This is a genomic window from Allomuricauda ruestringensis DSM 13258, assembly GCF_000224085.1.
GTDB classification, from domain to species: domain Bacteria; phylum Bacteroidota; class Bacteroidia; order Flavobacteriales; family Flavobacteriaceae; genus Flagellimonas; species Flagellimonas ruestringensis.
This window is the reverse complement of record NC_015945.1, coordinates 1,701,980-1,724,573: the sequence shown is the minus strand read 5'-3', so window position 1 is coordinate 1,724,573 and position 22,594 is coordinate 1,701,980. Positions and strand designations below refer to the sequence as shown.

Genomic DNA, 22,594 nt, shown 5'->3' with positions numbered 1-22,594 from the left:
AAACGCTAACAATGAAAGAAGGACTTGCAGGTAGAATAGCCAAAGGGTTTATAAGCTCCAAACTAACTGTACTCTTAATGATCGTATTTATGGTGATTGGGGTGTACAGTTCTTTTCTGATTCCAAGGGAAGAAGAGCCCCAGATAGACGTGCCCATGGCGGACATATTTGTGGGGTATCCCGGAGCCAGCCCAACAGAGGTGGAATCCAGGATTACAAAACCACTGGAAAAAATTATATCGAACATTAAAGGCGTAGAATATGTGTACACCACTTCCATGCAAGAGCAGGGAATGGCCATTGTACAGTTCTACGTGGGAGAAGATATCGAAAGGTCTTTGGTACGCTTGTACGATGAGATCAACAAGCACATGGACCAAATGCCGGCTGGAGTTACCATGCCTTTGGTAAAAACACGTGCCATTGATGATGTACCCATGCTGGCCTTGACACTTTGGAGCGAGGAGTACAATGATTTTCAGTTAAGGCAAATTTCAGGAGAGCTCATCAACGAGATCGAAAAAGTTAATGGTGTTTCCATCACCAAAAAGATAGGAGGACGCAGTCCCCAGCTTCGTGTGGTGGTGGACAAGGATAAAATGGCCGAATCTGGCATTGATATGTTGGCCGTGGCCCAAATGATAAAAGCCAATAACCAACAGATGGATTCCGGTAACTTCATTTCCAACGATACCGAGTTCCACATCAGCACAGGAAATTTTTTGGAGACCAAAGAAGACCTTGAAAACCTGATTGTAGGCACCAAACAAAGTCAACCCATCTATCTAAAACAGATTGCAAAGGTATTGGATGGCCCAGAACTACCTAAAAACTATGTTTCCCTTGGATTTGGAGAAGCAAGTGAAAAAGCAGAGACCTATAAATCAGAATATCCGGCGGTAACCATATCCATTGCCAAGCGCAAAGGTGCCGATGCGATGAAGATTGCCGATGTGGTGTTGGAGAAAGTGGATCATTTAAAAACAACCCTGATTCCAGATGAGGTAAAGGTTGAGGTGACCCGAAACTATGGACAGACTGCATCGCAAAAAGTATCTGAATTGTTGATGCACTTGATCGGCGCCATCATTGCCGTGACCTTTGTGGTCATGTTGGCCATGGGGTGGAGAGGTGGACTCGTGGTGTTCCTATCGGTGCCCATTACCTTTGCATTGACTTTGCTCAGTTACTATATGCTGGATTACACCTTAAACCGAATCACCTTGTTCGCTTTGGTTTTTGTAACCGGTATCGTGGTGGACGACTCCATCATCATTGCGGAGAACATGCACCGTCACTTTAAAATGAAACGGTTGCCGTTTAAAGATGCTGCGATTTATGCCATCAACGAGGTAGGGAACCCGACAATTTTGGCCACCTTCACGGTAATTGCATCGGTGTTGCCCATGGCATTTGTATCTGGCTTGATGGGACCTTATATGTCGCCCATGCCCATTGGAGCTTCGATTGCGATGTTGCTATCATTGTTTGTGGCATTGACGATAACCCCGTATTTGGGCTACATCTTCCTGAGAGAGAAAGACAAAAAGAAGAAAAAAGAAGAAAAACCGGTCGAAATCCAAGATACGTTTATCTACAAAGCCTATTCGCGCTTTGAAAGTCCTTTGATCGAGAGCAAGAAAAAAAGATGGTTGTTCTTGGGGATTACCTTCTTCTTGCTGCTTGCCTCCATAGGAATGTTCTTTACCAAATCGGTAGCCGTAAAAATGCTTCCTTTTGATAACAAGAACGAGTTCCAAGTAGTGATAGACCTTCCCGAAGGAACGACCTTGGAAAGGACATCGGCTGTAACCAAAGAAATTGGAGCGTATCTGTCCACTCGTCCGGAAGTGGTCAACTATCAAACCTACGTAGGTACATCGGCTCCGATTACCTTCAATGGATTGGTAAGGCACTACGACCTTCGGGGAGGTAGTAATATGGCCGATATTCAAGTCAATTTGGTGGACAAGCACGACAGAAGCGAGCAAAGTCACGACATTGCCAAATTGCTCAGACCAAAAATCCAGGAATTGGGCAAAAAATACGATGCGAACATCAAAATTGTTGAAGTACCCCCAGGGCCTCCCGTATTATCTACCATTGTGGCTGAGGTTTACGGTCCCGATTACGACAAGCAGATTGCCTTGGCCGACAAGGTGAAGGGCATCTTGAACAACACTGCCGATGTGGTGGATGTGGATTGGATGGTCGAAGATGATCAAGTGGAGTATGATTTTGTGATCGATAAGGAAAAAGCGATGCTTTATGGCATTACTCCGCAACAAATTGTACAGGTGATGGCCATGGCCTTCCGTGAACAGCCCGTATCGCATATCTACCGTGAAGATGCCTTTGACCAAATTGGAATTGTACTTTCCATTAGTGAGAAGGATAAATCCAGCTTGGAGGAAATCAAGCAACTGAAAATAGCATCACAGCAGGGCAATATGGTATCTGTTGGTGATTTGGTTTCGGTGAAAGAAGGAATCAAAGCCAAAAGTATCTACAGAAAAAATCAAAAAAGAGTGGTGTATGTAATGTCCGATATGGCGGGGGAATTGGAAAGTCCGGTTTATGCCATTTTGGGGATGACCGATAAGCTGAATCAATTGAAACTTCCGCAGGGATACTCCATCAATGAGCTTTACATGGAACAGCCCCAATTTGAAGATGATTACACCGTAAAGTGGGATGGAGAATGGCAAATTACCTTGGAGGTGTTCCGCGATTTGGGAATCGCATTCTTGGGTGTGATTGTCATTATTTATATGTTGATCGTGGGGTGGTTCCAAAACTTTAAGGCACCTATGGTGATGATGGTAGCCATACCATTGTCATTGATTGGGATTGTGCTCGGACACTGGTTGCTCGGTGCATTCTTTACAGCAACATCTTTTATCGGTATGATTGCCCTTGCGGGAATCATGGTACGGAACTCGGTGCTACTGATTGACTTCGTCAATTTAAGATTGGATGACGGGGTTCCCTTGAAACAAGCTGTGATAGAAGCGGGTGCCGTTCGTACCACACCAATTTTATTGACTGCAGGAACCGTGGTTATTGGAGCCTTTGTGATCTTGTTCGACCCTATTTTTCAGGGATTGGCCATATCGCTTATGGGAGGAACCATAGTATCCACCGTCTTGACGCTATTGGTGGTGCCATTGGTTTATTATCTAATTGAACGCAAAAACTACAAGTAAAATGAAACCGACACGACTAAAATAATCTTTGGACACACAGTACAATGATTCTTTTAGTCGTCAAAGGTTCCATGTGACCATTGAAAAAACTATAAAAATAAGCACATGAAAATGATCATCGTTACCACGGTAGAAGAGTATGAAAAGGAAGTGTTCAAACTCTTCAAAAAGGCAGGTATAGAAAATTTTAGCGGGTCGGACATAGATGGGTACAAAAACACTCCGCCTATGTTCTACACCAATAGTTGGTTCCCAAGTGAAAAGGGTGGAGCGGCTTCCAACCTGTTTTTTTCCTTCACCGAGGAAGAAAAAGTCACCGAGTTTTTCAAATTGTTGGAAGAATTCAACCAAAAAAGTGAGACCACAAACCCCATTCGGGCGGTTGAGGTACCTATTGAAAGAACTGTATAAAAATTAAATTATGAGAAATAGAATTGTAAGAGGCGTAGCGGGAACGTTTATATTAATAAGTCTGATTTTGGCTATTTATGTAAGTCAAAATTGGCTTTGGTTTACCGCTTTTGTCGGGGCCAACTTGCTTCAGTCATCCTTGACCAGATGGTGCTTGTTGGAAGATATTTTGAAGAAATTCGGAGTTCAAGATTCTGATAAGAACTGTTGTTGATATCCCATAAGTTTGTTATTTAAGGCATTTTCGTGATCTTTGCCCAAAATCTCACGAAAATGCTTTATCAACCTTGGCCTTGGTATGTATCGGGCCCACTCATTGCCCTGATCATGGCTTTGCTTATTCTTATGGGCAAACGTTTTGGAATGTCGTCCAACCTTGAGACTTTTTGTTCCATTGGTGGTGCTGGAAAGTTTTCGGATTACTTCAAAATAGATGTAAAATCCAAACGCTGGAACCTTTTGGTTGTCCTTGGCTCTGTAATCGGGGGGTTTGTTGGAGCTCAGCTGCTTTCCCCCAATCCAGCAGTAAACATTTCAGATAAAACCGTTACCAAATTGCAAGAACTCGGGTTTGATAGTGCTGGTACAGCCTATTTGCCCACGGAACTTTTTAGTGTGGAATCCCTTGCCGATCCTAAAGTGTGGATCATTCTTTTGGTGGCTGGCTTTTTGGTAGGATTTGGCACAAGATATGCGGGAGGTTGTACCTCTGGGCATGCTATTTCTGGTTTGAGCAATTTACAGCGACCTTCCTTGATTGCAGTTATCGGATTTTTTATCGGAGGATTGATCATGGTTCACTTGTTGTTTCCCTTAATTTTTACGGTATGAAGAATGTAGTATACATCATATTGGGCATCTTTTTGGGAATTGTTTTGTATAAATCGGAAGCTGCTTCGTGGTTTAGGATATATGAAATGTTCCAGTTTGATTCGTTCCACATGTACGGAATCATTGGCTCGGCATTGGCAGTGGGCATTGTTTTGGTGCAATGGATCAAAAAATCGAAGCTAAAATCATTTTCAGGAGAAACAATTACTATACTGGACAAAGAAAAATCAATTGCCAGATACATTTTGGGAGGAGCACTCTTTGGATTGGGGTGGGCCTTGGCCGGAGCTTGTCCCGGACCTATCTATATTTTGGTGGGAGCTGGGTATTGGCCCATAGTCATTGTTTTGGTTGGAGCGTTACTTGGAGCCTTTGCGTATGGCGTTTTAAGGAGTAAATTACCACACTAAGAGTGACTTAACGGGATATTTGGGCAAAACAACGAAAATGAATGGCTCATTGGAGTCCAGCCTCTAGCTTTGCCTGTCCCAAACCTACTTAATGCACAAATAATGAAGCTTACCACGTTTATCATAGATGATGATTTGGTGTCACAGTTCGCAACCCGGTACTGTATACAACAATCCCAAGGTAATTTTGATATTGTTACCTGTTCCAGTGGCGAAGAAGGTATACAAGCCTGTTTCAGTTCCATTGAGAAGCACGACAGATTACCTGACATTGTCTTTTTAGATCTTGTTATGGATGATATGAACGGATGGGATTTTTTACAAAACCTTAAAAATTTGTTCGTGGAGCACGAACTTCCAAGTGTATATGTACTTTCAGCCTTTACCAATGCTAAGGATCGCGCCATAGCCAAAAAGAATGGGTTGATTTCCGGTTACGTGGACAAGCCTTTGTCACGTTCCTATCTGGAAAAAATATTGAAAGAAGAAGAGAAAAAACGGGCTTAGCCTGACCTCTCCAATGGCTTAAAAGTAAATCAAGCTAATTTGATTCCCACGGTTGCATAAAGTTTTTAAAAAAACCTATTTTTGCAGTCCATTTTTATGGATGGCCCCGTAGTTCAATGGATAGAATAGAAGTTTCCTAAACTTTAGATGCAAGTTCGATTCTTGCCGGGGCTACTTTTTGACTTCTGAATGATTCAATAAATCATTAAATAAATGAAAATCAGACATTTAATGTTTTTTGATTTCAATTGAATTCCTTTGATATGTGCTTTAAAAGTTCACAAATCGTCAACATTTTTTAGGTTATTGTTTTAAACTAAGTAATTAAAATTCAGTAATTTAGTTGGAACACTCGATTTGATTTGACCTTCGTCTTCGTCAACGTTTAACATAAAGAAGACAAATATGAGGTCAAATTCCACTTTTTCCGTCCTTTTTTGGCTTTATTCCGGTAGGTCAAAAAATGGCAAAGCCCCTTCAGAGTAAATTTTGCTTTTTAGAATTAAATAAACATTAATCCGTGTTACATAGTAAAAAAGTATTTAGTTATGATTGTTCTTTATGGTGGCTTAACCATCAAGGTTTTAATCCAAACAAGATTTTGACATCTCATTAACATTGGTCTTCCGCTAAGTGTTGTAGGTTAGACAATTGAAAAAAGTCAGTTGGCAATAAATAATAACAGACGGTATATTATTTAAGAAAGTTAAGTTCACAGTAAAATAGGCCAATCATGTGCACATATAATTAATGTTCTCCATAACCAACATCATCCATCTTACCCTTAAACACCCTATACTGGATGGCCATATAAATAATCACTAACAAAACTGCCAGAACAAACCAGTTGATACCAACGGATAAACCATATTCATGGGCTGCAACATTTTCGATTGTTAGGGATGGATTAATACCATTGCTTGATGGTAGTAGGTTTGGAAAAATTGAGGCTGCAGTAGATGTGAACCCTCCCAACAAAAACAAAGATGAAAACAGGAATCCCATGCCATCTTTTTTGAAAGACCTCACTTTAAATAGACCAAATAATCCCGTGAAAGTGATTATGGGAAATACCCATAACCAAGGTGTTTCAATAAAATTATGAAAAGGCTTGGGCTCAATGATATGCCAAACTAACAGTGATATGATCACTAAAATGATAAGGGCTATATTTAGGCGGAATACTACTCTCTTAAGCTTTTTATTTAACGATGAATTTGTTTTGAAAATAATCCAATTTGCACCATGGATAGTCAATGAGACAACACCGATGACCCCTAACAGCAGTGTAAACCAATCAATAATACCCAAATGTTCGGCTTTCGGACTAAAAGTCGGGTTCCACAGTGGCAAGAAAAAATAATGGGCTTCTTGAGTTGAAACCCCATTTGCAACCATGCCCAGATTGACACCTCTAACCACATTTCCCAAGGCAACACCAAAAAACAAAGCCAATAAAAAACTCGCTATTCCAAAGGCTTTATCCCATACAATTTCCCAAATTTTATTGTGTATTTGTCCTCTTAATTCCAATCCGATTGCCCTGAAAATAAGTAGCCAAAGTATTATTATGAGCGGTAAATAAAAACCACTGAACGAGGAAGCATATAAGGTAGGAAATGCAAAAAATAATACACCGCCAGCTGCAATCAACCAAACTTCATTGGCATCCCAAAAAGGACCAATGGCATTCGTAATGGCTTTTTTATCTTTTTCGTTTTTAGCAAAGAACAAGTGAATGATCCCTGCCCCAAAATCATAGCCATCTAAAATAACATATATGGCCAGCATAGTCATTAAAACAATGTACCAGAATAATTCCATAGTTAATTGTGTTTTAAGGCAAGAGGTCCTTTATTGATGATTTTGCCCACTAATATTAAAAATAAGAGTCCCAATAATAAGTAAAGTCCAATAAACCCTAGAAGTGTAAATAAAGTATTACCTGAAGATACTGTTGGCGATATACCGTCTCCAGTTTTTAAAAGGTTGTAAACCAACCATGGTTGACGGCCTAATTCGGCGGTGTACCAACCTGTTGTATTGGCAATGTATGGAAGAGGTAACATTAATAACAATGACCAGAGAATCCATTTTGTTTTATAAAGTCTTTTTCTATACAGTTGAATTGAAGCTGCCAACATTAACCCTATAAATATGGTGCCAAGTCCTACCATAATATGATAGGCATAATATAGCCCTGGGACATTGGTTGGGTATAGGCTTTTATCAAATTCATTTAAGCCTTTAATTTCGGCATCCCAACTTTGATAAGTTAAAAAACTCAATATATTCGGTACTGCAACCTTATTGTCCAGTTTTTTATTTTCCATATCAGGTTGTCCGATCAAAATAATTTCAGAACCACCTTTTTCTGTCTCAAAAATTCCTTCCATAGCTGCAAAGGTTACAGGTTGGTGCTTAACAACATTTTTAGCGGTCCAATCCCCTGTTGGAAATGCAACCAAGATGCTAGAGACCAAACCAAAGACCACTCCTGTTTTAACAAATAATTTTCCAAACTCACCATGTTTGTTATTCAATAGATAGAAAGCTCCAATAGCTGCCACTACAAAGGATGCTGTAATAAGTGAAGCCAATTGATTGTGTAAATAAGCTGGAAGTAACCAAGGATTGGAAAATAATGCGGAAAAATTGTTTAAAACAAACTTGCCGTTTTCAAGGATTTCGTAACCTACAGGATGTTGCATCCAAGAATGTGTGGCGATAATGAGATACCCGCTTGCCCATGAGCCAAGAAATACCAAAAACCCGGTGACAAAATGAAGCTTATGTCCAAGTAGCTTTTCCCCAAACAGAAAAAGCCCAAGAAATGATGATTCCAAGAAAAAGGAAAACATCCCTTCCATTGCTAAAGTCTGTCCAATTATCCCTCCGGTAAGTTCAGAGAATTTAGCCCAATTTGTGCCAAATTGAAACTCCATGGGGATTCCTGTAACTACACCCATAGCAAAATTGAGTGCAAAGATTTTCATCCAAAACTTTGCTGCATCATTGTATGTGTCGATTTTAGTTCTTAAAAACTTCCACTTAAAATAGACAATCATTAGGGATAATCCCATTGTCAATTGAGGGAAGAGATAGTGAAAGGTAATAGTAAATGCAAATTGCATTCGGTCATAGAAAAGCATATCTTCCATATGAGATCGGATGTTTGGTTTTTAATCTATTTTTGTGAATTATATAAATAAAAAGAGACATTTAAAATGCCCCTTTTGCTTTATTCCAATATTGGTCAACTCTTATATGCAGATAACATCCAAACCAATTTTTCTTGCTCCACAATGTATTCACTCATAAGGGCTACGGTACCTTCGTCGTCTGCGTCAGCTGCTTCTTTTAAGATCACTCTTTCTTTTGAAAGTAAAATTTTTAGAGCTTTTAAAACATTGTCAATTGCTGTTTCACCATCCGAAACATTTTCTGCTTCCTTAATTTCTGAATGGTTTAGGTATTTTGAAAATGTATGATATGGCGATTGACTTAAAGTGAGTATACGCTCTGCTATCTCATCTACTTTTTCTAAAGCATCGTTATACAGTTCTTCAAATTTTAAATGTAGTTCAAAGAATTTTTTTCCTTTAATGTTCCAATGAAATCCCCTTAAATTCATATAGAATTGTTGGTAGTTTGATAACAGGTCGTTTAACTTTTCTGCAACTTGCTTTGAGTCATTAATTTCTAGACCAATGTTGTTTAATTCGGATTTTTTCATCTTTTTGTTTTTTTAAAGTTATCTATATTTTCGCTTAAATCGAAGACATTTGCTTTGTCATGCATATTCCCTACAATGCTGCTTCCGATAGCACTTCTATAACCACCTTCACAATGAACTACAATTGGCCTATCAGTTGGGATATGGTTTTTTGAATTTCGTAGTTCATTCAATGGTATGTGTATGGCGTTTTCAAAATACTTTCCCTCATTGGTTTCACTTTGGTTACGGATATCCACAATAGTATACTCATCGGGGTTGTTTTTAAAATGTGTCAGGTCAATTTTATCACTTTGTAAAAGCTCGGTTTCATCCAACGTCAAAACCAAATTCACTTGCTTCTCATATCCGATTTTAGCAACCCTTTCCAATATTTTTTCCATGTCATCCGGTTTATCGATAACCAAACTAAAGGGTTCTCCTGGATTAACTATGGCACCCAGCCAGGTTTCAAACTTTGAGTCTTCCGAAACGGCCATAATATTGATGCTCCCTGGCAGGTGCCCTTTTTTAAATTCTGTTTCGTCCCTGACATCCACAATTAATCCACTGATACTTGTATTTAATTGTAGAGGCACTTTTGCAATGGAGGTTCTTAGATTTTCTGGACCTCGTCTATTGATATCCACATCAAATCCAAAATAAGATGGGATAAAGGGTTGGCTATCCAAAAGGGTATTTACAAATTCTTCTTTTGATTGAGGTTTAAAGGCCCAGTTACCCATTCTTTCGTTGCCGAGAGTACTGCTATTGTCAGAACTCAGGTTTTTTCCACATAAGGAACCGGCCCCATGAGCGGGGTACACCAAAGCTCCATCGGGCAGATCCTTGAATTTATTTTGGACGGTATCATACATCATTTCGGCCAGTTCTTGACGCTTTGCGGTCATATTACCGGCTTTTTCACGTAAATCTGGTCGTCCTACGTCCCCAATAAAAAGGGTGTCCCCTGTAAAGAGTGCTGTTTTTCCGTCTTTTTCGGCTACAACGGTAATACTGTCTGGTGAGTGTCCTGGAGTATTTAAGGCAGAAACCTTGATATCCCCGACCATAATACTTTGACCTTCATCAAAAGGCTCATATTCATAGTCGGCACCCAAATCTTTGCTGTGATAAATAGGTGCTCCGGTTTCTTGGTGTATTTGCAAGTGGGAACTCACAAAATCAGCGTGTGGATGGGTTTCAATAACGGCTACTATTTTTGCACCATGTTCTTGTGCAAACACATAGTACTGCATAGGATCCCTTTCTGGATCTATAACGGCCATTTCACCATTATCCACAATAGCATAGGAATAGTGGGCTAAAGGTTTATATTCAAACTGTTTTATTTCCATAAAATAGGGTTTAAAGGGCACCTTGGAACAAGGCGCCCCGTATTCAACATTATTTTTTAGATTTCTTTCTTGGCAAGGTACCAATCCACTTTTTCAAGTGTATCGTCCGCAAGTCTTTCATTAAGTTCATCTAGAGTCTTAGGAGGGGAAACAATAACCTTATCTCCTTTTTTCCAATCCAAAGGCATGGCAACTTTGTACTCATCCGAGGTTTGTAGCGCTTCCAAGGCCCTTAATATTTCATCCATGTTCCTACCAACATTTAAAGGATAGTACATGATCAATCTGATTTTTTTAGCTGGATCGATAAAGAAAACAGCGCGTACTGCTGCGGTTTCACTTTCGTTGGGTTGAAGCATTCCGTACAATTTGGATACCTTCATGTCCAAATCTGCAATAATTGGGAAATCGAAGTATACACCAGTGTTTTCCCTTACATTTTGAACCCAACCCAAGTGGGCGTGAATACTATCGATACTTAAACCAAGAAGTTCAGTATTTAAGGCATCAAATTCATCTTTTCTTTGTGCGAACCCGCTCATTTCCGTTGTGCATACAGGTGTAAAATCTGCAGGGTGGGAGAACATTACGATCCATTTATCCTTGGCAAATTCCGAGAACTTAATCTTTCCTTTAGTGGTCACGGCCTCAAAATCTGGAGCCATATCCCCAATTCGGGGCATTTGATTTACTTTTTCGTTTTCTGAATAAGAATTTTCCATAGTGTTATAAATTATATTTATCAATGTTTAATTCATGATAAAAATAACTTATGATAAAGATCTTTGCAGTAACGAATGTTACACTACTGAACTTTAACGGTTGTTTAACGATTACACAGGCTCTAATTCAATGAACTACTTATTAAAAATAAAGTCAACCGCCATTTGCGCATGTGGATTGGTGGTTGCCAAGGTTGGAATGTCAACATCTCCTTGTTGTATCGGTAACGGTAATTCTGTACAGCCTAAAATTATTCCATCTACATCTCTTGCTTTAAGCAATTCAATTCGTTTATTAGATTTGTTTTATTTCTTCCGAGAATATTTTCTGGTTAAGGATTTAGGGATGAAAACTGCTTAAAGTTGACCAAACTTTCAATAGCATCATCAGTCTTTTTGTTCTTCAAGTTAAATTGATATATTATTTTTTAGTAATTGGAGAATGGCGGTATTTTAGGTATCTAAATCCTTAGGACAAGCTTACTATAAAAATCAATAAAATAATTAAGCTACTTTCTTTAACTGATTGACCGGTCTACCACGGTCAATGAAACGGTTTCTTCTTTCATGGTTGCAATAACAAACGTACTCCGTTATTGACGGTAAATAGGAAATCATTGCCAAAGTTCAATTCAACAATTGTAAGAATTGATTCCATATCAATTTTGATTTATTGCATATTCTAAATCAAAATCCCAAACACTCACCAAAATTCGGACAAATTCGCGGTAATAAAATCCAAACGTGAATGAAAAATAGAATGATAAATAACAATCCTATTAGCAATGCATGAATAATATATACCTCATCTCCTTCTGGCTTTAATTTGGGCCATAATAATCCAAAAACTCCTGTCACAAATAACAAAAAGGGAACACCAGAGAAAAAAACAAGAAATTGCAAGCTAAATTGTTCTTGCAAAAAGCCGTACAAAACGAAACCGATAATTAAGGATAGTATCAAAAGAATCCAATAAATCCTAGTTTGCGATGTTGTATATGGTTCTTTCATAACATGACTCTTTAATCACATAAAATTACTTCGTAAGGCGAAACCATCAAATGACAATGGTCACTTTTAATTAATCCTGGACATTATCAATCAGTAAGGCAATGTGATTTATTTTGATTGAATACTATCTATATTGGTTATTTCACAAAAGACAATGAATCCATCATCATGTTTAATTAATATGATGACGTCCAAGAAAAATTTGTTTAACCACATGAGTAATTGGGCACAAGAGATACGTTAGCAATTAATATCATACTTTACCCAGAATCATTCTAGAGGTGTATACAACTAAGAACAATGGAAAAGTTCAGTCATAATGGCCTGTACAAAGTTCAAATAAACGATTGGTTTCAATTTATGAATCAATCATTTTACAGCTGTTTGTTTATCTTTGATATGACGAAAGACAAATCGGTCAAAAAAGTTCACAAATCGTCAACATATTGAAATCAAAAAATGGAAACCCCAATAAAACTGGGGGTCTGGGAGAAAAATTCGATTCTTGCCGGGGCTACTTTTTGACTTCCGAATGATTCAATAAAATAATATTGGAAACAATAGGCTCAATTTGCAAATTAAGTAGTTTGCTTGTGGATAGCTGTTTCCTTGTATCATAAATGGATTCCTGCTTCCCATCAACTTCGCTCAGGGAACAACAGGAATGACACTTGAACTTGCTTTTGTCTTGCCTTATTTATGATAAAGCGAATAGATAATTTGTTTTGATTAAACAATTGGCACACAATTCGGAATGAGGTTGCAACCTTTTTAAGTGTTTGATGTAACCTTTTTGTACACCTTTTTTTATTAGGTTACAGAAATTATGATGGATGTTTGAGTTTCCACTATCATGGTAACACCCTATAAAACAACAAAATCCAACACTATTTCTAGTATTGGATTTTTATCTCTGCTCCTCCTCTTGGGCTCGAACCAAGGACCCTCTGATTAACAGTCAGATGCTCTAACCAACTGAGCTAAGGAGGAATATTTTACCTTAAGCGGGTGCAAATATAAAAGAATCTTTTTTACACCACAAACAAAAAATTTGCTTTTCTATTTAAAAAGCCATTTATATAAATCATTTCCATTGGCAAACAGCAACAAAGCAATCAATAGAAAGAATCCGACCATTTGGGCATACTCCAAAAATCTATCGCTGGGTTTACGGCCCGTAACCATTTCGTACAACAAGAACATAACGTGTCCGCCGTCCAATGCGGGGATAGGCAGAATGTTCATAAAGGCCAAAATAATGGAAATAAATGCCGTTGTCGCCCAAAATGCAGGCCAGTTCCAAGTATCGGGGAACATGCCACCAATAGCGGCAAAACCTCCCACACCCTTATAAGCTCCTGTTTCAGGATTAAAAATCTTCTTTAATTGCTTTACGTAACTGGATAGAGTGGAAACACCTTTGTCAATTCCTGCCGGAATGGCTTCCAAAAAGGTATATTTTTCAGTTTCTACCTCTAAATACCCTTCTTCTTGCAAATCATCCATGGTATATCCCCCAATCTCCAAACCTAATTTACCTTCCTCATCGACATGGGCTACAATATTGGACCGTGTTCCATCAGCACGTTCTACCACAATGTTGATGTCTTTGTCCTTGTTCTTTTCCAGCATATCCATCACTTGATCCCTGTAAACGGCTTCGGAACCATTAATGGTCAAGAATTTATCTTTGGATTGAAACCCTGCTGTTTTATTGTGTGATGCTTTGGGGATTTTATTTACTTGGAACGGAACTCTAAAACTTAGGAACCGAATCTTATCCTCGTCTTCAATCAAAGTGGAGATAAAATCAATGGGGATTTCTTTTTCTATACGCTGGCCGTCCCTCTCTATAGTAATATTGTTTCCATTAATCAACTCAACAAATACGCTATTAAAGGTTTTTAACTCTTCGCCATCAACAGCAATAATTTTATCCCCGGTCTGTATACCTACTTCATCCCCAATTTTCTTTTCTATTACCCAAACCCCATCTTTTAAACTATCCATGGGAATATATTGGTCGCCATAAGAATAGGCCATCCCAATGTAAATTACAACAGCCAAAATAAAGTTCACCGTAACCCCGCCCAGCATAATGATCAATCTCTGCCAAGCCGGTTTACTTCGAAACTCCCAAGGTTTTGGCTCTTGCTGCATCTGCTCCTTGTCCATACTCTCGTCGATCATCCCGGATATCTTCACATATCCGCCCAAGGGCAACCAACCAATTCCGTAAACGGTTTCCCCTATTTTCTTTTTGAAAAGGGAAAACTTGACATCAAAAAAGAGATAAAACTTCTCTACCCTGGTCTTAAAAAGCTTTGCAGGGATAAAATGCCCTAACTCGTGAAGCACGATGAGAAGCGATAAGCTCAAAAAGAATTGTATGGTCTTTATTACTATAGGGGTCATTCGTCGTCTTTTGTTAAAACGCACAAAAGTAACCTTTTAGGTATTGATAAAAAAACGACAAATTTGATCCCTTCATGATTTAAGAAAGATTTAGCAACAATTAGTGGCTTTATCCTTGAGGAATAGCCATTTGGGCCGTAATTTTGTAAACATGGGATTATTTTTTGCAAAGTATAAGCTGTTTGGAATCGTGATGTTGGGGCTATCAGCAGTTATAGTCTATCTTTTCTATAATGCCCTGCAACCCAAGAAAATGCTTCCCATATATCAACCCTCTATGGTGGATAAATCTTTAGTGGACAGCACTTTGCACTACACCAAAAAATACCATAAAGTGGCTGATTTTGCCTTGTTGAACCAAAACGGGGATACCATCACCCAGGAAAATTACAAGGACAAGATTTATGTGGCCGACTTCTTTTTTACCACATGCCTCACCATTTGCCCGATCATGACCAAAAACATGACGGAAATACAGGACGCTCTTCTGGATGACCCCAATATTATGCTCCTCTCCCACTCTGTGACCCCGGAAATCGATACTGTCGCCCAATTAAAAAGATATGCCTTGGAAAAAGGCGTAGTGGATAGCAAATGGAACTTGGTAACAGGGGATAAAAAACAGATTTATGAGTTGGCGCGAAAATCGTACCTAGCGGTTAAAAATGATGGTGATGGAGGGCCTTTTGATATGATCCACACAGAAAACTTTATTTTGGTGGACAAGGAAAAACGCATTCGTGGTTTTTATGATGGCACCAATCGTGAAGATATCGACAAGCTTTTGGAAGACATTAAAATACTTGAAGCCAGTTACAAAGAGTAAATCCTGGCACCTTTCTCTATGAATACACCTCGTAATTTCACTTTTTTACTTATTTTTGCTCTTAATTAAATTTATTCTAAATAAGAACAGTGGCGACCGTAGCAGATTTACGATATGGACAAAAGGGCATTATCAAGGATTTTACCGAGCATATCCTCCCTGTAAAATTAATGGAGTTGGGCTGTCTTCCAGGGAACAGCGTCGAGCTTTTACAAATTGCGCCCCTAAACGATCCCATCTACATTAATCTCAGCGGAAGTCATTTGGCAATAAGAAGGTCCTTGGCAGTACTCATTGAGCTGGATATTATTGATGAAACACAGGCCAAATGAGCAAAAACATCAACGTAGCCCTCATCGGCAATCCCAATACCGGAAAAACCTCAGTTTTTAATCAACTTACCGGACTCAAGCAAAAAGTAGGCAACTATCCAGGTATCACCGTAGAGAAAAAAGAAGGAATCTGTAAACTTCCCCGAGGAGTTAAAGCACATATTCTCGACCTTCCGGGCACCTACAGCTTAAACACTACTTCTTTGGACGAAAGCCTCGTAGTGGAGCTCCTGCTCAATAAAAATGACAAGGACTACCCCGATGTGGCCGTGGTGATCAGCGATGTGGAAAACCTGAAAAGGAACCTACTTCTTTTTACCCAGATTAAAGATCTTAAGATTCCGACCATTTTGGTCATCAATATGGCAGATAGGATGGGTCGCAAGGGGATATCGCTTGACGTTGATGCCATGGAAACAAAGTTGGACACCAAAATTGCTTTGGTCAGTACACGAAAAAACACGGGAATTGAACGCATAAAGGAGCTCATTGCAGACTATAAAAGCATTTCTTCCAAATCCTTACTGGACCCGACCAGAATCTCCCCTGAATATTTTGACCGTCTGAAAAAGACCTTCCCACAAGAAGACTTGTACAAACTATGGTTGGTAATCACGCAAGACGTGAACTTTATGCCCATTGAAAAAAAGCGGATACAAGATGCCACGGATTTTGCCACCAAGTCCAAGGACGAGCTCAAAAAATTACAGCATAAGGAAACCGTACTTCGATATCAGCTCATCAACAATATTTTAAAGGAAACCTATAAGGTGGATTTTATGGCCGCCAAGGGCCTACGAGCTTCCTTGGACAAAATTCTGACACATAAAGTTTTTGGTTACCTCATCTTTTTTGCCATTTTGTTGCTGATATTCCAAGCTATTTTTGATTGGAGCGGCTACCCGATGGATTTTATAGATGAAAAATTTGCCTTGGCCAGTGAATGGGTGAAAAACACCTTGCCAGCAGGTTTGTTTACGGATTTGTTGGCCGAAGGTATCATCGCCGGTATTGGCGGAATTGTAATTTTTATACCTCAGATAGCCTTTTTGTTCCTTTTCATATCCCTTTTGGAAGAATCAGGGTATATGAGCCGTGTCGTCTTTTTAATGGATCGTTTAATGCGTCCGTTTGGATTGAGCGGAAAAAGTGTAGTGCCCCTAATATCAGGAAATGCATGTGCCATCCCCGCTATTATGGCCACACGTACTATAGAAAATTGGAAAGAAAGGCTGATTACTATTTTGGTGACACCATTTACCACCTGTTCTGCCAGATTGCCCGTGTATTTGATTTTGATTGCCCTGGTAATTCCAGAAGGCAGTTTCTTAGGGCTTAGCTACCAGGCATTGACCTTGATGCTTTTGTATATGATTGGTTTTGGAATGGCCCTATTGTCCGCAATGGTGTTGAATAAAATCCTCAACATACAAAGTAGGTCCGTTTTTATGATGGAAATGCCCACTTACCGCCTTCCTTTGGTGAAAAATGTGGTCTACACCGTAATAGAAAAAACCAAGAGTTTTGTGCTAGGTGCTGGTAAAATCATCTTGGCCATCTCCATTGTATTGTGGTTCTTAGGTTCCAATGGTTATTCCGATGATTTTCAGGATGCCGACCGTATCGTGACAAAGCGAATTGAAAATGAAGGGTTGAGCACCTACAGTAAAAATTACATCCAAAACAACGTAGCATCGTATCGTGAATCTGCAGAAACGGAAGGTATGGCGCCCAATGCCCTTCAGGATTCCATTCAGGTTTTGACCGCAGAACTTTCCGAAAGAGCCGTGGCGCAGGAAATATCGAGCTATAAGTTGGAGCATTCCTATATTGGCCAAGCGGGAAAAGCCTTTGAACCTTTGGTAAGACCTTTGGGGTACGACTGGAAAATTGGCATCGCAGTTTTGACCTCCTTTGCCGCCCGCGAAGTTTTCGTGGGAACCTTGGCAACCATTTACAGTGTGGGCAACGACGAAGAAGAAACCATTAAAAATAGAATGGCCGCTGAGCTGGATGAAGATGGCGAGCCGCTGTTCAATTTGGCCTCGGGTATTTCTTTGATGCTCTTTTATGCATTTGCCATGCAATGTATGAGCACGCTCGCGATTGTAAAAAGAGAGACCAACTCATGGAAATGGCCCATGATTCAATTGGGCTTTATGAGTGTTTTTGCTTATATTGTAGCTTTGATAGCATACCAAATCCTAAGTTAATACAAAGATGATCCAACAAATATTGGCATACGGAACCTTGCTCGTTGCAGCAGGCTATTTGGTTTGGAAATTCTTGCTTCCAAAATCACTCTTCAGCAAAGGGAACAACAATTCCAATTCCTGTGGCCAGGACAATTGTGGCTGTAGTTAATCTACCTTAAATTTATACGTGAATAGTGTCAGGTCGAGCGCAGTCGAGACCTCGGCACGTATAACCCTAGCTCGACTAAGTTCGAGACCCCACCACTAAACCTTGATTATTACAAACTTACCACTCCATCAAACAATTTTTTATTTTTTTCACCCCCTTTCTGTAACCTTTCTTAATTTCCTGACTATATAAAGTAAATGCCAACTAAAAAACAGCATTTGGAAACACTTTCAGATGAAATGATCATGCAAAAAGTATCCGACGGCGACTTGGATTTGCTCAAGGAACTTTTTGACCGACACCACAAACACGTGTACAATTTTCTGTACAAAATGTCGGGTGATCGTATGTTGGCCGAAGATCTTACACAGGATGTTTTTTACAAACTGATCAAGTATCGGAACTCATACAATAATGGGTCTTTCTTGTCTTGGATGTTCACCATAGCACGGAACAGCCTAAAAACACATTACACAAGGAACCAAAGACCGCATGACGATATCGAAGTTCTGGCACACAAAGCAGTGGAAGATGAGGAGGATGCTTCTGAAAACAATGCTCACCTAAAGTATGCCTTGAGCCAGCTTGACCCATATGACAGGGAGCTTGTGATTTTGAACCGATACAAGGAAGTGCGGTACGAAGATTTGGCCGAAATAATGGGGAGCACCCCAGGAGCTGTAAAAACCCGAGTGTGCAGGATTTTAAAAAAATTGAAGAATATTTATTTAGAAAGTATATAGCCATGGAAAAGCAACATGTTTTTGACCAAATACCGGATTATCTGGATGGCATATTGGACAAGTCTGAAAAAGCCAAGTTTGAACAACACCTAGAACAATGTACCGAATGCAAAAAGGAGCTAGAGGAGATGAAAGCCTTCTTCAATGTTTTTGAAAAAGAAATTCCAATCCCCACGAACAGGCTTAAAACAAAGTTTGAAGCAGCTCTTGAACTAGAAAAGAACAATCAAGGCAAGGTGGTTCAAATGGAATCAAAAACTTCATCAGGTTGGACAGGAAACCTATTGAAAATTGCTGCCAGCATTGCCCTTTTGGCAGTCGCTTTTCAAATGGGAAGTATGTTTCAACAAAGGAAAGTAAATCAAAATATCGCTCAATTACAGGATGAAACCAATCAAATGAAGCAAACAGCTATGCTGTCGCTAATGGAAAATCAATCCGCAAGTAAGCGCATACAGGGGGTCAACTATATCGAGGAATTTGATCGGCCAGATAAAGCCATCATCCTAGCATTGGCCAACCGATTGCTGTACGATGAAAACGACAACGTTCGTATGAGCGCTTTTGAAGCCTTGGCGAAGTTCAGCTCCTCCGAAACGGTAAAGAGCACCTTTATTGAAGCCTTGGCACAGGAGAAAAATCCAAGTATTCAGGTGGCCATAATACAAGCATTGGTGCAGATACAGGAGAAAAAAGCGGCCGAACCCATGAAGAAATTATTGGAAAAAGAAGACACACAACCCTTTATAAAAGAGCAAATCAGGGCAGTATTGCCAAGCATAACATAAACATCAAAAAAGCGAATATCATGAGAAAAATCACATTTATTTTAATGGCCCTTTTTATGGGCAGTATTGCCAAAGCGCAAAGCGATTACACCAAATCCCTAAATGGCATCCAATGGGTTAAAATAGAGTCCAAAACGGACATTGTGTTAAAAACCCACAGCTCCAACGAACTGTTGATCAAATCCGGCCCAGCGATAAAAACGCCAGAGCGCGCCAAAGGCTTAAAATTGGTCGGCGAAGGAGGCACGGACAACACCGACATCGGATTTTCCGTAGTACAGGACGGCAACACTCTTATTGTTTACAACCTCCGAAAAAACAAGGGGGCCGAAATTTATTTGCCCGCTTCACAAAATGTTGCCGTAAAAAGTACATGGAACGGTGATATTGAAATCGATGGCTTTTCTGGAGAAATTGAGGCCGATGCCCAGCTTAACGGGGGAGTAAAAATACTAAACGTAAACGGGCCAGTAACCGCCAACTCCTTGAACGGTCAACTCGAAGTGGTTTTTGGAAAGGTTGCCCAAAACTCTCCTATTTCCCTGTATTCCACCAACGGAGCGGTAGATGTGAGTCTTCCCAGTAGTACACCGGCAAATTTGGCCTTGAGCACCCTAAACGGAAACGTTTATACCGACTTTGATGTACAAGCAGAGAACAAAGACGGATTAAAATCAGTTTTGGGAAGAGACATTAAGGCATCCATTAACGGAGGTGGTGTAAAAATTTCCATGAAATCGACCAATGGAAATATGTACCTAAGAAAAAAATAATCTCAAAAACCATCGAGCGCAGTCGAGATGTTTGCTACTCATCCTTCGACTGCACTCACCATTACAAAGCATCAATTAAAAATATAATCAAAAATTGAACAGTCATGAAAAAATTAATCATCACCGCATTTATGGGATTGGGCATCCTATCCCTGGGTGCACAAAAAATTATTGAAAAAAGTTTTAAGTATTCCGGACAATCCATTGATTTGGATGTAAAATTTGCCAACAACATCGAGGTAAAGACCTGGGATAAATCCACGGTCTATTTTAAGGCCGACATTACCACAAAGAATGGAAAGTTCCTTGATCTTTATGGGCTGGATATTGATGATAAAAGCTCTAGCCTCAAAATCGCCTCGGACGCCATTCCTCTATTTAAGGCGTTTCAGAAAGAGTGGGACAGAAACAATCCCAACTCAAAACACAGAGGGTACATGGAAGAAGATACCTACGAGTTCAATTATGTACTCTATGTCCCCAAAAATGCAAGCTTCAAGGTTAGCAGCATAAACGGCGACCTAAGGTCCGAAGTTATTGAAGGGGATTTTACCGCAGATTTGATCAATGGTGACATCGACATCAAAAAATATGACGGTGACATGGACCTACAGACCATCAACGGCGAAATCGATTTGGTGATGAAGAATTCACGCCTGATTGCCGAGACCATACACGGCAACATCTATGCCGATGAAAAGCTTGACCTTAAGGTCATAGATCGTTATGTTGGCCAAAAAGTGGAGGGCAGATTTGACAATGCAACCCATCGATTAAAGCTCAACACAATAAACGGTAATATGTACCTGCGTCTCTAGATTAGATTGGAAACAAAAGAATAGAGCAACAAGGCCCATCCCATAACCAGAAGCAAGCCACCAATTGGAGTGACGGGTCCCAAAAAACGGGGTTTGTTGCCTTTGGCAGCACCCCAACAAAGGGCATAAATACTAAAAGAAAATAACAATGTGCCAAAAATGAAGCAGTTTACAATTGCCGAATCCAGCGGTCTATCAAAATTGAGGTTAAAGGCCAAAACCAATAGCACAATTGCGTGGTACATCTGATATTTGACCCCTGTCTCAAAACTTTGCAGTAGTTCGGGGGTCAATTTCCTTTTTAGGGCATGGGCGCCAAAAGCACCAAATATTACAGCCAATAATCCGTACAAGGCTCCCATGAGCTGGGCCATAAAAATTGTTCCCATCTTTTAACTTTTAAAGTTCAACGTTGATTTCGTAATCCGAATGGATTCGGAATGCACACTCATTATATTTCGGCGGCCCAAAGGTTTTCATTTTTCCTTTGGAAAAAGCCACTTTTTCTTTAGGCACGCCCAACCAATTCGTGTCCAATTCACCATTTCCGTTCTCATCGTGGAAAACCGCCAGAGCATATTCCCCGGGAGGTAAATCTTCGATCAGCAATTGCACAATACCTTCGTGAGCAACTTCTGTCCCAGCTTTAAACACTCCGTCAAAAGACAAAAATGTAGCGTCCGAATTATAAACGGCTACGTTAATATGTCCTTTGTTGGATGGCACATTGTGCACATGAACCGAAATGTTATTTTGTGAAAATATGGTCCAAGGCGCTAGAAATAGGGCAATAAGGAGTATTCTCATGGTAATCCAGGACTATTTAGTAAATTATTCGGGCTACTCGGTTTCACCCAACAAATTACGCTGCAAAATAGCATATAATTTTTGGGTTTCCAGACTGTCCTTAAGATTCAGGTACATTTTAAGGGAATCGTGGTGCACCACCTTTATCTTTTGTTGATACAGGTCATCCACAAAAACGTACACTTTTGTATTGGTAATGGAATCATTAAAGATTCCTTTTTCCTTTTCCATCCAGGAAAACCCGCTGGAGCGTTCCATTTCGGGCAACTTGTCCACCAACAATACACTGTCCAATTCGGTCAAGGGTATTTTTTGATAATAAATACCAGAGAAGATTTTTAGGTTGCCCTCTTCAATCTTGTGCCAGTTTTTATAGTGTTCCACAAAGGATAGAATACAAAGTATTATGGTAAGCACTATCAAAACGTTCCACAACCAATGTTTTTTTCTTTTGCTCATCTTCTTACAGTCAGGTGCTATTTGATAAGATTTAAAGGTAGTTCAATTCTTTTTAAGGGTCAAGAAGCTACGATCCTAGTATATTTGAAGTATTAAGT

General features: G+C 39.6%; 23 protein-coding genes and 2 tRNA genes. 15 read left to right on the top strand and 10 right to left on the bottom strand.

Going from position 1 to position 22,594, the window contains the following annotated elements; genetic code table 11:
* Positions 1-11: 11 nt before the first annotated feature.
* From MURRU_RS07805 to MURRU_RS07780, 7 genes are all read left to right on the top strand, one after another.
* The gene (locus tag MURRU_RS07805; RefSeq protein ID WP_014032912.1) at positions 12-3,206 is read left to right on the top strand and encodes an efflux RND transporter permease subunit; all 3,195 of its coding nucleotides are present in this window, start codon (positions 12-14) and stop codon (positions 3,204-3,206) included.
* A gap of 105 nt (positions 3,207-3,311) precedes the next feature.
* The gene (locus MURRU_RS07800) at positions 3,312-3,617 is read left to right on the top strand and encodes a hypothetical protein (RefSeq protein ID WP_014032911.1); all 306 of its coding nucleotides are present in this window, start codon (positions 3,312-3,314) and stop codon (positions 3,615-3,617) included.
* 10 nt (positions 3,618-3,627) lie between these two features.
* Complete coding sequence (locus tag MURRU_RS17615) at positions 3,628-3,831, top strand: YgaP family membrane protein (protein WP_014032910.1); 204 nt, start codon at positions 3,628-3,630, stop codon at positions 3,829-3,831.
* Between the two features lie 59 nt (positions 3,832-3,890).
* The gene (locus tag MURRU_RS07795; RefSeq protein WP_041801396.1) at positions 3,891-4,448 is read left to right on the top strand and encodes a YeeE/YedE family protein; all 558 of its coding nucleotides are present in this window, start codon (positions 3,891-3,893) and stop codon (positions 4,446-4,448) included.
* Complete coding sequence (locus MURRU_RS07790; RefSeq protein ID WP_014032908.1) at positions 4,445-4,858, top strand: YeeE/YedE family protein; 414 nt, start codon at positions 4,445-4,447, stop codon at positions 4,856-4,858. The genes MURRU_RS07795 and MURRU_RS07790 overlap by 4 nt, the downstream gene beginning before the upstream one ends.
* A gap of 102 nt (positions 4,859-4,960) precedes the next feature.
* Positions 4,961-5,365, top strand: a complete 405-nt coding sequence (locus MURRU_RS07785) for a response regulator (protein ID WP_014032907.1) — start codon at positions 4,961-4,963, stop codon at positions 5,363-5,365.
* Between the two features lie 102 nt (positions 5,366-5,467).
* Positions 5,468-5,539: transfer RNA gene (locus MURRU_RS07780), tRNA-Arg, on the top strand.
* 573 nt (positions 5,540-6,112) lie between these two features.
* On the opposite strand, the gene cydB is transcribed toward MURRU_RS07780, so the two are convergent.
* The 7 genes from cydB to rseP form a co-directional block, all read right to left on the bottom strand.
* A complete protein-coding gene (cydB, locus tag MURRU_RS07775; protein ID WP_014032906.1) occupies positions 6,113-7,189 on the bottom strand; it encodes a cytochrome d ubiquinol oxidase subunit II in 1,077 nt (358 codons plus the stop codon).
* A 2-nt stretch (positions 7,190-7,191) separates the two neighbouring features.
* On the bottom strand, positions 7,192-8,526 hold the full coding sequence (locus MURRU_RS07770) for a cytochrome ubiquinol oxidase subunit I (RefSeq protein WP_014032905.1): 1,335 nt from the start codon (positions 8,524-8,526) through the stop codon (positions 7,192-7,194).
* A gap of 95 nt (positions 8,527-8,621) precedes the next feature.
* Positions 8,622-9,101, bottom strand: coding sequence for a Dps family protein (locus tag MURRU_RS07765; RefSeq protein ID WP_014032904.1), 480 nt, complete (start codon positions 9,099-9,101; stop codon positions 8,622-8,624).
* Positions 9,098-10,438, bottom strand: a complete 1,341-nt coding sequence (locus MURRU_RS07760; protein WP_014032903.1) for an MBL fold metallo-hydrolase — start codon at positions 10,436-10,438, stop codon at positions 9,098-9,100. The genes MURRU_RS07765 and MURRU_RS07760 overlap by 4 nt, the downstream gene beginning before the upstream one ends.
* Before the next feature lie 56 nt (positions 10,439-10,494).
* On the bottom strand, positions 10,495-11,160 hold the full coding sequence (locus MURRU_RS07755) for a peroxiredoxin (RefSeq protein ID WP_014032902.1): 666 nt from the start codon (positions 11,158-11,160) through the stop codon (positions 10,495-10,497).
* Between the two features lie 1,927 nt (positions 11,161-13,087).
* A tRNA-Asn gene (locus MURRU_RS07745) sits at positions 13,088-13,161 on the bottom strand.
* 69 nt (positions 13,162-13,230) lie between these two features.
* Entirely contained in the window at positions 13,231-14,586 is a 1,356-nt protein-coding gene (gene rseP / locus MURRU_RS07740; protein ID WP_041801395.1) for an RIP metalloprotease RseP, read from the bottom strand.
* 151 nt (positions 14,587-14,737) lie between these two features.
* On the opposite strand from rseP, the gene MURRU_RS07735 reads away from it, so the two are divergent.
* The 8 genes from MURRU_RS07735 (at position 14,738) to MURRU_RS07705 (ending at position 21,230) form a co-directional block, all read left to right on the top strand.
* Positions 14,738-15,412 carry an SCO family protein gene (locus MURRU_RS07735; RefSeq protein WP_014032898.1) on the top strand — a complete coding sequence of 225 codons (675 nt, stop codon included), beginning with the start codon at positions 14,738-14,740 and terminating at the stop codon, positions 15,410-15,412.
* An 89-nt stretch (positions 15,413-15,501) separates the two neighbouring features.
* Positions 15,502-15,744: a FeoA family protein gene (locus MURRU_RS07730; RefSeq protein WP_014032897.1), complete on the top strand. Its 243-nt coding sequence runs from the start codon at positions 15,502-15,504 to the stop codon at positions 15,742-15,744.
* Entirely contained in the window at positions 15,741-17,957 is a 2,217-nt protein-coding gene (gene feoB / locus MURRU_RS07725) for a ferrous iron transport protein B (RefSeq protein WP_014032896.1), read from the top strand. Before MURRU_RS07730 ends, feoB begins: the two co-directional genes overlap by 4 nt.
* 7 nt (positions 17,958-17,964) lie before the next feature.
* Positions 17,965-18,108 carry a hypothetical protein gene (locus MURRU_RS17930; protein ID WP_014032895.1) on the top strand — a complete coding sequence of 48 codons (144 nt, stop codon included), beginning with the start codon at positions 17,965-17,967 and terminating at the stop codon, positions 18,106-18,108.
* 197 nt (positions 18,109-18,305) lie between these two features.
* Entirely contained in the window at positions 18,306-18,851 is a 546-nt protein-coding gene (locus MURRU_RS07720) for an RNA polymerase sigma factor (RefSeq protein WP_014032894.1), read from the top strand.
* Between the two features lie 2 nt (positions 18,852-18,853).
* Positions 18,854-19,639, top strand: coding sequence for a HEAT repeat domain-containing protein (locus MURRU_RS07715; protein ID WP_041801393.1), 786 nt, complete (start codon positions 18,854-18,856; stop codon positions 19,637-19,639).
* Between the two features lie 20 nt (positions 19,640-19,659).
* Positions 19,660-20,412 carry a DUF4097 family beta strand repeat-containing protein gene (locus tag MURRU_RS07710; RefSeq protein ID WP_014032892.1) on the top strand — a complete coding sequence of 251 codons (753 nt, stop codon included), beginning with the start codon at positions 19,660-19,662 and terminating at the stop codon, positions 20,410-20,412.
* A 104-nt stretch (positions 20,413-20,516) separates the two neighbouring features.
* Entirely contained in the window at positions 20,517-21,230 is a 714-nt protein-coding gene (locus MURRU_RS07705) for a DUF4097 family beta strand repeat-containing protein (RefSeq protein ID WP_014032891.1), read from the top strand.
* On the opposite strand, the gene MURRU_RS07700 is transcribed toward MURRU_RS07705, so the two are convergent.
* Genes MURRU_RS07700 through MURRU_RS07690 form a run of 3 tightly spaced genes read right to left on the bottom strand, consistent with a single transcriptional unit; the run spans position 21,227 to position 22,496 of the window.
* Positions 21,227-21,619 carry a DUF423 domain-containing protein gene (locus tag MURRU_RS07700; protein ID WP_014032890.1) on the bottom strand — a complete coding sequence of 131 codons (393 nt, stop codon included), beginning with the start codon at positions 21,617-21,619 and terminating at the stop codon, positions 21,227-21,229. The genes MURRU_RS07705 and MURRU_RS07700 overlap by 4 nt on opposite strands.
* A 10-nt stretch (positions 21,620-21,629) precedes the next feature.
* Positions 21,630-22,037: a DUF2141 domain-containing protein gene (locus MURRU_RS07695; protein WP_014032889.1), complete on the bottom strand. Its 408-nt coding sequence runs from the start codon at positions 22,035-22,037 to the stop codon at positions 21,630-21,632.
* A 33-nt stretch (positions 22,038-22,070) separates the two neighbouring features.
* Positions 22,071-22,496 (bottom strand): hypothetical protein, encoded by a 426-nt coding sequence (locus MURRU_RS07690; RefSeq protein ID WP_014032888.1) that lies wholly within the window; start codon positions 22,494-22,496, stop codon positions 22,071-22,073.
* Positions 22,497-22,594 lie beyond the last annotated feature (98 nt).